The 12,345-nt window shown below is 65.6% G+C and carries 14 protein-coding genes; 3 read left to right on the top strand and 11 right to left on the bottom strand.

Annotation, left to right across the window (positions count from 1 at the left end):
• The first annotated feature begins 25 nt into the window (after positions 1–25).
• The 3 genes from ACN0V4_RS17040 to ACN0V4_RS17050 all read left to right on the top strand — a co-directional run bounded on the left by ACN0V4_RS17040 (position 26) and on the right by ACN0V4_RS17050 (position 2,481).
• Entirely contained in the window at positions 26–148 is a 123-nt protein-coding gene (locus tag ACN0V4_RS17040) for a hypothetical protein (protein WP_417678298.1), read from the top strand.
• Positions 149–217: 69 nt separating this feature from the next.
• Positions 218–1,750, top strand: a complete 1,533-nt coding sequence (locus ACN0V4_RS17045; protein WP_417678300.1) for an ATP-dependent DNA helicase — start codon at positions 218–220, stop codon at positions 1,748–1,750.
• The gene (locus tag ACN0V4_RS17050) at positions 1,747–2,481 is read left to right on the top strand and encodes an SDR family oxidoreductase (protein ID WP_417678302.1); all 735 of its coding nucleotides are present in this window, start codon (positions 1,747–1,749) and stop codon (positions 2,479–2,481) included. Before ACN0V4_RS17045 ends, ACN0V4_RS17050 begins: the two co-directional genes overlap by 4 nt.
• A 36-nt stretch (positions 2,482–2,517) precedes the next feature.
• Here the strand turns inward: ACN0V4_RS17050 and ACN0V4_RS17055 are convergent, their stop codons facing one another.
• From ACN0V4_RS17055 to ACN0V4_RS17105, 11 genes are all read right to left on the bottom strand, one after another.
• Entirely contained in the window at positions 2,518–3,282 is a 765-nt protein-coding gene (locus ACN0V4_RS17055; RefSeq protein WP_417678304.1) for a TIGR02186 family protein, read from the bottom strand.
• Complete coding sequence (locus ACN0V4_RS17060) at positions 3,279–4,211, bottom strand: sulfite exporter TauE/SafE family protein (RefSeq protein WP_417678306.1); 933 nt, start codon at positions 4,209–4,211, stop codon at positions 3,279–3,281. The genes ACN0V4_RS17055 and ACN0V4_RS17060 overlap by 4 nt, the downstream gene beginning before the upstream one ends.
• A gap of 73 nt (positions 4,212–4,284) precedes the next feature.
• Positions 4,285–5,253 carry an ABC transporter permease gene (locus ACN0V4_RS17065; RefSeq protein ID WP_417678308.1) on the bottom strand — a complete coding sequence of 323 codons (969 nt, stop codon included), beginning with the start codon at positions 5,251–5,253 and terminating at the stop codon, positions 4,285–4,287.
• The gene (locus ACN0V4_RS17070) at positions 5,250–6,344 is read right to left on the bottom strand and encodes an ABC transporter permease (RefSeq protein WP_417678310.1); all 1,095 of its coding nucleotides are present in this window, start codon (positions 6,342–6,344) and stop codon (positions 5,250–5,252) included. Before ACN0V4_RS17070 ends, ACN0V4_RS17065 begins: the two co-directional genes overlap by 4 nt.
• Before the next feature lie 61 nt (positions 6,345–6,405).
• Entirely contained in the window at positions 6,406–7,968 is a 1,563-nt protein-coding gene (locus ACN0V4_RS17075; protein ID WP_417678312.1) for an ABC transporter ATP-binding protein, read from the bottom strand.
• A 2-nt stretch (positions 7,969–7,970) separates the two neighbouring features.
• Positions 7,971–8,966: a BMP family lipoprotein gene (locus tag ACN0V4_RS17080; RefSeq protein ID WP_417678314.1), complete on the bottom strand. Its 996-nt coding sequence runs from the start codon at positions 8,964–8,966 to the stop codon at positions 7,971–7,973.
• 143 nt (positions 8,967–9,109) lie between these two features.
• Positions 9,110–9,523 (bottom strand): GNAT family N-acetyltransferase, encoded by a 414-nt coding sequence (locus ACN0V4_RS17085; RefSeq protein WP_417678316.1) that lies wholly within the window; start codon positions 9,521–9,523, stop codon positions 9,110–9,112.
• A gap of 14 nt (positions 9,524–9,537) precedes the next feature.
• The gene (gene tsaB / locus ACN0V4_RS17090; RefSeq protein WP_417678318.1) at positions 9,538–10,185 is read right to left on the bottom strand and encodes a tRNA (adenosine(37)-N6)-threonylcarbamoyltransferase complex dimerization subunit type 1 TsaB; all 648 of its coding nucleotides are present in this window, start codon (positions 10,183–10,185) and stop codon (positions 9,538–9,540) included.
• A gap of 11 nt (positions 10,186–10,196) precedes the next feature.
• Positions 10,197–10,760, bottom strand: coding sequence for a NifU family protein (locus tag ACN0V4_RS17095; protein ID WP_417678320.1), 564 nt, complete (start codon positions 10,758–10,760; stop codon positions 10,197–10,199).
• A gap of 130 nt (positions 10,761–10,890) precedes the next feature.
• Positions 10,891–11,346 carry a universal stress protein gene (locus tag ACN0V4_RS17100; RefSeq protein ID WP_417678322.1) on the bottom strand — a complete coding sequence of 152 codons (456 nt, stop codon included), beginning with the start codon at positions 11,344–11,346 and terminating at the stop codon, positions 10,891–10,893.
• A 64-nt stretch (positions 11,347–11,410) separates the two neighbouring features.
• Positions 11,411–12,274, bottom strand: a complete 864-nt coding sequence (locus ACN0V4_RS17105) for a branched-chain amino acid aminotransferase (protein ID WP_417678324.1) — start codon at positions 12,272–12,274, stop codon at positions 11,411–11,413.
• Positions 12,275–12,345: the final 71 nt, after the last annotated feature.

Below are 12,345 nucleotides of genomic sequence, written 5' to 3' on the forward strand. Positions count from 1 at the left end.
GCGGCGCTATGCGGAGACCAATGGGATGGTTGTGCTCACCTCGGAACTGGAAGCCGCGATCGAGGCCGCGATCGAGGAGTTGCCTCTGGCAGAGGAGCCGCCGGCCACCTTGGAGCGCGGCATCAAGGAAGAGGGCGGGAAGGGCTGAGCCAGCGGAGCCCGCCGTGGTCGGTGCTTGTCTCTGGTGCCGGCAGGAGGCTCGGGGTAGGGTCACGCCATGAGCAAACCGACCGTCATTTTTTCAGAAGATCAGGCTGCCGCCTTCGATCACGTGGCTGAAATGCTGCGCCAGTCCGGTGTCGATCTTGAGGACAGCCTGCTGATCCCCCCGCGTGAGGCGGGCAGCGGGGTAATGGCGGTGATCGGCAAGGCCGGGTCGGGGAAGACGCTTTTGCTGTCAGAGCTTTACAAGGCCCTGCAGCAATCCGGCGTGGATATTGTCTCGGGCGACTACGAAAGCCGCAAGCGGCGGGAGGAACGCCGCACGCTGGCGATCCTGGCCCCCACCAACAAGGCGGCGAGCGTGCTGCGCTTTCGCGGCGTGCCGGCGACCACCATTCACCGCATCCTCTACACCCCGGTCTATGATCCCGAATACGAACGCATCGCCGAATGGCTGGCCGGCAATGACGAGCGGCCCGAGATCGAGGGGCTGAGCGATCTGGCGCTGGATCGCGCCTTTGCCTTCTATCAGAACAACAAGTCGATTCCGGGCGCCCTGGCCGCCGCCGGCCTGCGCGGGTCGGATTTCATCACCGGCTGGAAACGCCGCGAGGATCCGCTGGATATCGGCTTTGTCGACGAGGCTTCGATGCTCGACAACCGGCAGTTCGAGGATCTGAAGGAGATCTTCCCGAACCTGCTGCTGTTCGGCGATCCGGCGCAGCTCGCGCCGGTGAACCAGTCGGGCGCCATGGTCTTCGACGCCCTGCCAGAGGATCGCAAGCTGATCCTCCACCGCATCCACCGGCAGGAGGCGGATAACCCGATTCTCGATCTGGCCCACGCGCTGGCCGATCCCGCGCTTACCTTTGAGGATTTCGAGCGCATGATCGAGGAGACTTCGCGCCGCGACGATCGTGTTGTCTGGGGTCAGCGGGTGGAGGTCGATCTGATGGCACGCAGCCCGGTATTGGTCTGGCGCAATGCCACCCGCATCCGGCTGATCACCGCCTTCCGCAATGTCTATGGTGCGCCGGAGGACGACCTGCTGGAAGGCGAGCCGCTGATCTGCGACGGGATCGAGCTGCCGTTGAAGCACCGCAAGAAACGCCTGGACCTTGAGGCGCGCGGGCTGATCAAGGGGGCGCAGGTGATCTATCTGGGGCCTGGTCGCAAGCCGGGGTTCTCGCGGCTGCATGTGATCGGCGCCGAGGACCCGCAGGTCTCGGCCGCCTCGATCATCAAGATCGAGAAGCCGGACGAGGAAGAGCCGTTCATTCCCTTCGCCGCCCGCATGGGCGCGGCCTTTCTGCATGGGGCGGCGGTGACCATCCACAAGGCGCAGGGCAGCCAGTGGGACACGGTGCAGGTCTTTGCGCCCGATCTCTATGCCGCCGCCCGAATGGGCCGGGTCGAGGCCGGCCAGCCGCTGTGGAAGCGGCTCGCCTATGTCGCCATCACCCGGGCGCAGGAGCGGCTGATCTGGGTGGTGCGGAACCGGCTGTCGAAACCCAGCCAACCGCTCACGGTCGACGATTTGCGGGCCGCACCGGCGGCCACGCTGCAATTGGAGGCGGAAGAGATATGAAGACCATTCTGATCACCGGCGCCAGTTCCGGTATTGGCCGCGCCACGGCAGAGCTGTTCCTGGCCGAGGGCTGGATGGTGGGGCTGTTGGCCAGGCGGGCCGGGCGGTTGGAGGAAATGGCAGTCGGTCAGCCGAATGCCGTGCCGCTGCCCGCCGATGTGACCGATCCGCCGGCGGTGGAGGCGGCCTTTGCCGATTTCATCGACCGCGCTGGCCGGATCGACGTGCTGTTCAACAATGCCGGTATCTTCACTCCGCCGGCAACCATCGACGAGATGCCGCTCGACGATTGGTATCGTTCGGTCAACGTCAACCTGAACGGCATGTTCCTGGCGGCGCGTGCCGCCTTTGCCGCGATGCGGGGACAGTGCCCGCAGGGCGGGCGCATCATCAACAACGGCTCCATCGCCGCCCATGTGCCGCGGCCGGGGTCGATGCCCTATGCGGCGACCAAGCACGCGATCACCGGGCTGACCAAATGCCTGTCGCTGGACGGGCGGCCCTTTGACATCGCCTGCGGCCAGATCGACATCGGTAACGCCCGCACGTCGCTGGTCGAGGATATGGCCGAGAAGCTGAAGGCGGCCGACCCCGATCTGCCCGAGCTTGAGACCATGGCGGTCGAGGACGCGGCGCGTTCGGTCCTGCATATGGCGAACCTGCCACTTGAGGCGAACGTCCAGTTCATGACGGTGATGGCGACCAAGATGCCCTATATCGGCCGCGGCTGAGGCGACCGCCCGGCGCCCCTTGCGGAGCGTCTGCGGTCAGCGGTTCCTGAGCAGGGTGAAGCCTGCCGAGGCGCCCCAGCCGGCGAGGATCGCGATCGCCAGTGACAGCAGCCCATAGAGCACCGCATGCTGTCGCGACAGGATATAGAGCCAGCGCTCCAGCCCCTCCTTGCGGACATTGATCGTGGTCTCGTATTGGGACACCACCTCACCGTTGCGGGTCAGGAAGATGCGGGTGGAATAATCGCCCTCGGTCAGGTTGGCGGGCATGTCGATGGCAGTGCGGAACAGCGTCTGCTGATCCAGCGCCACCTGGCCGTCCAGCTCCTGATAGAGACCGCGCTCTTCGCGGATGCGGATGAGGGCTTCGGTGAAACGGGCGGAATCGGTGATGTTCGCCGGCGCCCCGACCGATCGGATGGCGCGCTTGATGCTGATCTTGTGACGCAGGTCCTCGGTATCCGTCAGCACCTGCTTCAGCGGGCCGGTGGTGGCCACGGCATAGAAGCTCGGGGCGGAATCCACCGTCACCGCCTCGGTATTGATCCAGATGCCATAGCGATGCGCCTTGCGCCGGACCAGCACCGGATGCGACGGGCCGGCGACGGTGATCACGATTTCCAGCGGCTCTTCCTTGATCGGCTCTTCGCGCTTGACCGCGCCGAAGATCAGGATCTCCGATCCGTTGAAGCTGGTGGTGATGGCGACCTTGTCGGTGGACAGGCCCAGCACCACCTCTTCCGCGCAAAGGGGCAGGCTGGTCAGGCACAGCAGCCAAAGGGCAAGGAGGGGGCGCATCATTCCACCACGCCCCCGGTCACCGTGGTCAGGTTGTAAAGCTCGGACGGCTCGATCAGCAGTTCCAGCGCCAGCTTGCCGCAGACCGCCAGCACCAGCGCCGCCAGCAGCACGCGCAGTTGCTCGGCCTTCAGCTTCAGTCCGATCTGGGCGCCGATCTGTGCCCCGATCACCCCGCCCAGGATCAGGTAGACTGCCAGCACGATATCGACCGTCTGGTTGGTGACCGCATGCAGCATGGTGGTGAAGGCGGTGACGAAGATGATCTGGAACAGCGAGGTTCCCACCACCACCTTGGTCGGCATGCCGAGCAGGTAGATCATCGCCGGCACCATGATGAAGCCGCCGCCGACCCCCATGATCGCCGACAGCACCCCCACCGCGAAGCCGACCAGCAGCGGCGGGATGACCGACATGTACTGGCCCGAGGCGCGAAAACGCATCTTGAAGGGCAGCGCGTGGATCAGCGTACGCGACCGTCGCCGTACCGGCTGCGCCGGCCCCTGGCGTCGCGACTTGCGCAGGGCGTTCAGGCTTTCGATGAACATCAGCCCGCCGATGACGCCCAGGAAGACGACATAGCAGAGGCTGACTAGCAGATCGACCTGGCCCAGGCTTTTCAGATAGTTGAAGACCCAGACGCCAAGCGCCGATCCGATCAGCCCGCCGATCAGCAGCACGGTTCCCATGCTCAGATCGACAGTGCGTCTTCGGAAATGCGCCAGCACCGCCGAGAAGGAGGAGGCGACGATCTGGTTGGCGCCGGTCGCCACCGCGACAGAGGGCGGCACGCCGATGAAGAACAGCAGAGGCGTGATCAGAAAGCCGCCGCCGACGCCGAACATGCCCGACAGAATGCCCACAATCCCGCCCAGCCCCAAAAGCAGGACCGCATTGACGGAAACTTCGGCGACCGGCAGGTAGGTTTGCATAAGGGTTGTTAGGATCCCGTGTTCATTGCGTCAATTCACAATCCTGGCTGCCCGGGGGAGGGATGGGAAATTCTCATCGCTCCTTCACATAGGCCTCGCCGCCGGCACGCGGCGGGATCGCCTTGCCGACGAAGCCGGCCAGAATCACCACCGTGAGGATATAGGGCAGCGCGTCCATCGCCTGCACCGGGATCGTCACGCCTCCGATATCGATGTTCTGATACCGCAATGCGACAGCCTGCAGAAATCCGAACAGCAGGCAGGCCCAAAGCGCGTGCCAGGGGCGCCATTTGGCGAAGATCAACGCGGCCAGCGCGATGAAGCCGCGGCCGGCGGTCATGTCCTTGACGAATCCCGCCTGCAGCGCGGTCGCCAGATAGGCGCCGGCCACACCGCAGAGAAGCCCGCAGATCGCCACCGCTGCAAAGCGCAACCGCACGACCGAGACGCCGGCGGTATCGACCGCGGCGGGGTTTTCCCCCACGGCGCGCAGGCGCAGGCCGAAGCGGGTGCGATAGAGGATCCACCAGCTTGCCGGAACGGCGAGAAAGGCGACATAGACCAGGATCGAATGGCCCGACAGCAGTTCGGAATAGACCGGCCCGATCACCGGCACCGGGGCGAGGGTCTGGGCAAGGGGCAGCTCGATCGGGGTGAAGCGGGCTCCGCCGATCAGCGACGGGGTTCGGCCGCCCTGCTGGAACCAGTCCTGGGCGATCAGCACCGTCAGCCCGGCGGCCAGGAAGTTGATCGCGACGCCGGAAATCAACTGATTGCCGCGGAAGGTGATCGCCGCCACCCCATGGAGCGCCGCCAGCATCATCGAGGCGGCCATCCCGGCCAGCAGCCCCAGCCAGACCGATCCGGTGACCGAGGCGATCGCGGCCGAGAAGAAGGCTGCCATCAGCATCTTGCCCTCAAGCCCGATGTCAAAGACCCCGGCGCGCTCGGAAAAGAGCCCGGCCAGACAGGCCAGCAGCAGCGGGGTGGAGAGCCGGATGGTGCTGTCGAGCACCGGGATCAGCGAAAGGAGGTCCATCATGCGCGTCCTTTCCTGAGGCTCAGGAACAGTTTCTCGATCGGCATCCGCACCATATTGTCGAGCGCCCCGGTGAACAGGATCACCAGCGCCTGGATCACCACGATCAGCTCAGCCGGGATCTTGGTCCAGAGCGCCAGTTCGGCGCCCCCTTGATAGAGAAAGCCGAACAGGAGGGCGGCGAGGAAGACACCGAAGGGATGACTGCGGCCCATCAGCGCCACCGCGATGCCGATGAAGCCGGCGCCCTCGGTGGCGTTCAACATCAGCCTTTCGGCCTCTCCCATCACGTTGTTGATCGCCATCATGCCGGCGAGCCCGCCCGAGATCAGCATGGCGACCATGGTGATCCGCACCGGCGAGATGCCGGCATAGAGCGCGCCGGTCTCGGAATGGCCATAGGCGCGGATCTCGTATCCGAGCCGGGTGCGCCAGATCAGCAGCCAGACCAGCACGCAGGCGGCCACGGCGACCAACAGGCTGACGTTCGCAGGCGCGGCCTTGGAAAAGTGGATGCCGATCGGTGCCAGCAGCTCGTGCAGGGTGGGCAGGTGCACGGTGCCGGGAAAGCGCGCCGTGGCGGTGTCCATCGACCCCTTGGGGCGCATCAGGTTGACCAGCAGGTAATTCAGCACCGCCGAGGCGATGAAGTTGAACATGATGGTGGTGATCACGATGTGGCTGCCGCGCTTGGCCTGCAACCAGGCCGGGATCGCCGCCCAGGCCGCGCCAAACAGCGCGGCAAGCGCGCCGGCACCGATCAGCGCCAGGGTCCAATGCGGCCAGGGGATATAGAGACAGGCAATCGCCACGCCCAGCCCGCCCAGCATCGCCTGACCCTCGCCGCCGATGTTGAACAGCCGGGCATGGAAGGCCACCGCCACTGCCAGCCCGGTGAACATGAAATTCGTCGCGTAATAAAGCGTGTAGCCCCAGCCATTGGTCGACCCCAGCGCGCCGGAGACCATCATCTTGACCGCCGCCACCGGATCTTCGCCAATGGCGAGGATCAGCAGGGCCGACAGGATTGCGGCAAGGATCAGGCTGATCAGCGGGATCAGCACCACATCGGCCCATTTGGGCATCTTGTCCATCACGGGGCCTCTGCAAGTGTGTGCGGGTCTGCGGCCTGGTCAAAGAGTTGTCCAATGCGCATCAAGCGGCCTCCCCCGACACGCCGGCCATTAGCAGGCCCAGCTCCCGTTCATCGGTCCGGTCGGGCAGCCGTTCGCCCATGATGCGGCCGTCGAACATCACCGCGATGCGGTCCGACAGCGACAGGATTTCGTCCAGCTCGACGCTGACCAGCAGGATCGCCGCCCCCTGGTCGCGCAGCGCCACGATCTGCTTGTGAATGAATTCAATAGCGCCGATGTCGACACCACGGGTCGGCTGACCCACCAGCAACAGGGCGGGGTTGCGCTCGATCTCCCGCGCCACCACGATCTTTTGCTGGTTGCCGCCCGAGAAGTTCTTGGCCGCCAGCGCCGGATCGGGCGGGCGGACGTCGAATTTCTTCATCTTGGCTTCGGTGTCGCGGATCAGCGCGGCGTTGTCCATCAGCGGCCCGCGCCGATAGGCCGGATCACGATGATAGCCGAAGGCGACGTTTTCCCAGGCATGGAACTCCATGATCAGCCCCTCGCGCTGGCGATCCTCGGGCACATGGGCGATGCCGGCGGTGCGGCGCGCCTGGCCGTCCGAGCCGCGGCCGTCCAGCGCAAGGGCGGTGCCATTCAGAAAGATGCTGCCGGTGCCGGGGCGCATGCCGCCCAGAACCTCCAAAAGCTCCGATTGACCATTTCCGGCCACCCCGGCGATGCCGAGGATTTCGCCCGCCCGCACCGTCAGGTCGATACCCTTGACCCGCTCCACCCCCTGGCGATCGCTCACCCGCAGGCCCTTCACCTCGAGCATGGTTCTGCCGGGGGCGGCGGGGGTCTTGTCGACCCGCAACAGCACCTTGCGGCCCACCATCAGCTCGGCCAGGTCCTCGGGGTTGGTCTCGGCGGTCTTCACCGTCGCCGTCATCTCGCCGCGGCGCATCACGCTGACGGTATCGGTGATCTCCATGATCTCGCGCAGCTTGTGGGTGATCAGGATGATCGTCTTTCCCTCGGTCCGCAGGTTGTCGAGGATGCGGAACAGGTGGTCGGCCTCGGCCGGGGTCAGCACGCCGGTGGGCTCGTCCAGGATCAGGATATCCGCCTGGCGATAGAGCGCCTTGAGGATTTCGACCCGCTGCTGCATGCCGACGCCGATCTGGTCGATCCGGGCGTCCGGATCGACGTTCAGTTCGTACTCCCGCGCCAGATCGGCCAAGACTCTGCGCGCCTTGGCCAGCGACGGACGCAGCAACCGGCCATCCTCGGCCCCGAGCACGATGTTTTCCAGCACGGTGAAATTCTCCACCAGCTTGAAGTGCTGGAACACCATGCCGATGCCGGCGGCGATGGCCGCCTGGCTGTCGTGAATTTCGGTCTTACGGCCGTGGATGAAGATCTCGCCCCTATCGGCCTTGTAGAAGCCGTAAAGGATGCTCATCAGCGTCGACTTGCCGGCACCGTTTTCGCCGATGATGCCGTGGATCGTCCCGGGCATCACCTGGATCGAGATATCCTTGTTGGCCTGCACGGGGCCGAAGGCTTTCGAGATCCCGCGCAGTTCGATGGCCGGAGCAGCAGTCGCCCGCCGCTCCGCTGCGGCTGTGCCGGCCATGCTCAGAAGCTCAGCACCGGGCAGCTGTCGTCGGACATATAGTCATGCACTTTCAGCTCGCCACTGGCGATCTTGGCGGCGGCGGCGTCGACGGCGGATTTCATCTCGGGGCTGATCAGCGGCGCATTGAAGTCGTCGAGCGCATAGCCGACGCCGTCATTGTCGACACCCATCACCATCAGGCCGGTCTTCATGTCAGGACCGTCCTTGAAGGCGTCATAGACCGCATTGTCGACCCGTTTGGTCATCGAGGTCAGAACCTTGCCGGGGTGCATGTAGTTCTGGTTGCTGTCCACCCCGATCGACAGGATCCCCTCGTCGGCGGCGGTCTGCAGCACGCCCACGCCGGTGGCGCCGGCGGCGGCATAGATCACATCGGCACCCTGGCTGATCTGCGCCTTGGTCAGCTCCGATCCCTTCACCGGGTCGTTCCAGGCGGCCGGCGTGGTGCCGGTCATGTTGGAGATCACCTTGGCATCCGGTTTCGCCGCCAGCACCCCTTCGGCATAGCCGCAGGCGAATTTGCGGATCAGCGGAATATCCATGCCGCCGATGAAGCCGACGGTGCCGGATTTCGACGCCATCGCCGCCAGCATGCCGACCAGATAGGAGCCTTCGTTTTCGTTGAAAATGACCGAGCGGACGTTCGGTGCGTCCACCACCATGTCGATGATGACGAATTTGGTATCGGGGTAATCGCCGGCGACTTGCCCCAGAGCATCGGCAAAGGAGAAGCCCGCCATCACGATCGGATTGGCGCCGGCCTCGGCAAAGCGGCGCAGCGCCTGTTCGCGCTGGGCCTCGGATTGCAGTTCGATATCGCGGAAGCTGCCGCCGGTTTCCTTGGCCCAGCGTTCGGCGCCATTATAGGCCGCCTCGTTGAAGGATTTGTCGAATTTGCCACCGAGATCGTAGATCAGCGCCGGCTCTGCAAGCGCGGCGCCGGCCATCAGGGCAGAAGCGGCGGCGGCGCTGAGAAAGGATTTCATGAAAGTCATAAGAGGTGCTCCCGGTTCGATCTTCTTTGGTGGGGCGATGGGGCAAAGCCACAGGCCCGGTCTCGGCGCCTAGGCCGGCCAAGAGCAATTAAGCCCGGAGCCCCGGGAGAGGGTCAACAGGTTTTTGACCGGGTGGTGGAGGATCACGCGGGAGTTTCGCGCAGCAGCGCCCGGCCCATCAAAATCGCATCACTCGCAGGGGCTTGCGGTCGCGGATAATAGCCACACCGCAGCCCGATCCGCTGGTATCCGCAGGCCTCATAAAGCGCGATGGCACCCGGATTGTCGGCCGCGACCTCGAGAAAGGCGCGGGCGGCGCCGCGGGCGGTGGCCTCGGCCTGCCAGACGGTCGTCAGGGCGCGGGCCAGGCCCTGACGCTGGTGGTCCGGATGGGTGGCGATGGTCAAGAGCTCCGCCTCGTCGGCGATCACCCGGATCAGCGCGAAACAGCGGGTATCGCCGCAGGCGAAGGCGCCCGACATCGTGAGAAGATCGGCGAATTCGTCGCTGCGCCAGGGGCGGGATTGGGTGAAGGCGGCGGCATGGGTGGCCGCCATATCCTCGGGCCTCATCAATCCAGCAGAACCGGCGGCGCGTCGCGCGGCGGCGCCGCATCGGCGGGACGCAGGTAGAGCGGGCGGGGCAGGGGGGCGTCGCCGCCCAGGCGCGCCGCTGCAGCGCGGGCGATCGCCTCGGCCAGGGGCCAATGGGGCGGCAGGGCGCAGCCGCCGGTCAGCCTTGCCAGCGCTTCGGACTCGGCGCCGACGACGGCAAGGCCGCTGCGGCGCAGATCGGCGGGAAGCTCTTCGGGCAGGAGCGGGCCCAGCGGTGTCCCGCCGGGGGCCTGCAGATAGACCGCCCCGCGCGGGGCCGTGACCGAGGCCAGCACCGGTTCGGCCAATCCGGTGCCGAGCGCCTCGAAGGTCGATACCCCGATCGCCGGCACCTTCAGCCCCAGCGCCAGCCCGCGCGCGGCGGCCACCGCGATGCGGATGCCGGTGAAATTGCCGGGGCCTTCGCCCACCGCCAGCGCGGTCAGATCCTGCCAGCCTTGGCCGGCCTCGGCCAGCAGCTCCTCAAGGAGCGGCAGCAGCCGTTCGGCCTGGCCGCGCCCCATCTCCTCGGTCCGCGCGGCAACCAGCCGGTCAGCCGAGACGAGCGCGGCCGCGCAATGCGCGGCCGATGTATCAAACGCCAGGATCAGCGGGGCTTGGGTCATGCCGGGCAGGTTCAGGCCGAGACCGAGCGCACTTCGATCACTTCGGGGATGTAATGGCGCAGCAGGTTCTCGATCCCCATCTTCAGGGTCAGCGTGGAAGAGGGGCAGCCGGCGCAGGCGCCCTGCATGTGCAGATAGACCACGCCGCGATCGAAGCCGTAAAAGGTGATGTCGCCGCCGTCCTGAGCCACCGCCGGGCGCACCCGGCTGTCCAGCAGTTCCTTGATCTGGCCGACGATTTCCTCATCCTCGCCGCTGAACTCGGCATGGCCGGAGGCGTTGGAGCCTTCGCCTTCCATCACCGGGGCGCCGGACTGGTAATGTTCCATGATCGCGCCGAGGATCGCCGGTTTCACGTGATCCCATTCGACCGCCTCATCCTTGGTCACGGTGACGAAGTCATTGCCGAAGAACACGCCGGTCACGCCCTTCACGGCGAAGATGCGCGCCGCCAGCGGCGATTTCGCGGCGGCGTCGGCCGAGGGGAAATCGGCGGTGCCGGCCTCAAGCACGGCCTGGCCGGGCAGGAATTTCAGCGTTGCCGGGTTCGGGGTCGATTCGGTTTGAATAAACATCTTTTGCACACCTTTCCTCGGTTGCAATCTATATGCGCTCCGCCCCTGATCGCGTCAAGCTTTGGAACGGTTCTAAATACGTGGCATGGTGCCGCTCGCCGTGCCCTCCGAGCGCGTCGCGTGGGGCCGGTCAGGTGATCGCTTCGAGCTTTTCCTTGCTCAGATCGCCGGGCACGATGGTGATCGGGATCGGCAGGCTGCCCGAGTTCTTCGACAGCTGGGTGACCAGCGGGCCTGGTCCCTTGCGGCCGGTCCCGGCCCCCAGAACAAGCACGCCGATGCTGGGGTCTTCCTTGACCTGTTCGATGATTTCATCGACCGGCTGGCCTTCGCGGATCACCAGCTCCGGATCGACATTCTGCTTGTCGCGCATCCACTTGGCGAAGACCTCGAAATGGGCGTGAATACGCTCCCGGGCCTCTTCGCGCATGACTTCACCGACGCCGATCCAGTGGTTGAACTCATCCGGCGGGATGACCGACAGGATGATCACCCCGGCACCGGTATGGGCAGCCCGCATCGCGGCGAACCGCATGGCATTCAGACACTCGCGGCTGTCATCCAGGACGACCATGAATTTGCGCATCGGGGCAGTTCTCCTTCCGGCGGATCATGCCGCAAGGAGATCGGCCAAGCAAGCGGCAGCGCGCTCAGCGGGTCGAAGCGGCCCAGTCCCAGTACAGTTCGCGCGCGCGGCGGGTGACCGGGCCGATCTGGTAGCTGGTGTCGTCGAAGCCGATCACCGGGGTCACCTTGGTCAGGTTGCCCGAGAGGAAGACCTCGTCGGCGGCATGGAAATCCTCGAAACTCAGCACCGCCTCATGCACGGTGAAGCCATCGGCGCGCAGGTTCTTGATATGGCGCGCGCGGGTGATGCCTGACAGGAAGGTGCCGTTGGCGGCCGGGGTGAAAACCTCGCCGTCCTTGACCATGAAGACATTGGCGGTGGCGCTTTCGGCGACATTGCCCATCGCATCGGCCACCAGCGCGTTCGAGAAGCCCTTTGAGCGCGCTTCGGCCAGCATGCGGGCGTTGTTGGGATAAAGACAGCCGGCCTTGGCGTTGCAGACCGCGTTTTCCAGCACCGGGCGACGGAACCGGGTGCGGGTCAGCGTGGCACCGGCATCGGCCGGCGGCATCGGGATTTCCTCGAGACTGATGGCAAAGCCGGTCCGGTCGGGGCTGGGGATGATGGCGGTCGGATCGCCGTCGATACCCCAGTACATCGGCCGGATATAGACCGCGGCATCGGGGGCATAGGCCTTCAGCCCCTCCTTGACGATCTCGACCATCTCGGCGTCGCCCACCGTCGGGGTCAGCATCAGCGCCTTGGCCGAGCGGTTGATGCGGGCGCAATGCAGGTCGAGGTCGGGGGTCATGCCGTTGAACAGCCGCGCCCCGTCGAAGACGGTTGAGCCGAGCCAGGCGCCATGGTCGGCCGCCTGCATGACCGGAACATCGCCATCATGCCAGGTGCCGTTGAAATAGGTGCGGATATTGGTGCCGGTCGCCATATGCGTTCTCCCTTGGATCGGGCCCTTCAGTGGGGGCGACCCTAGGCCAGAAGACGCCGCAAGGTCCAGAC

Origin of the sequence: Pseudodonghicola sp., assembly GCF_048268305.1 — a bacterium.
Taxonomy (GTDB): Bacteria; Pseudomonadota; Alphaproteobacteria; order Rhodobacterales; family Rhodobacteraceae; genus Pseudodonghicola.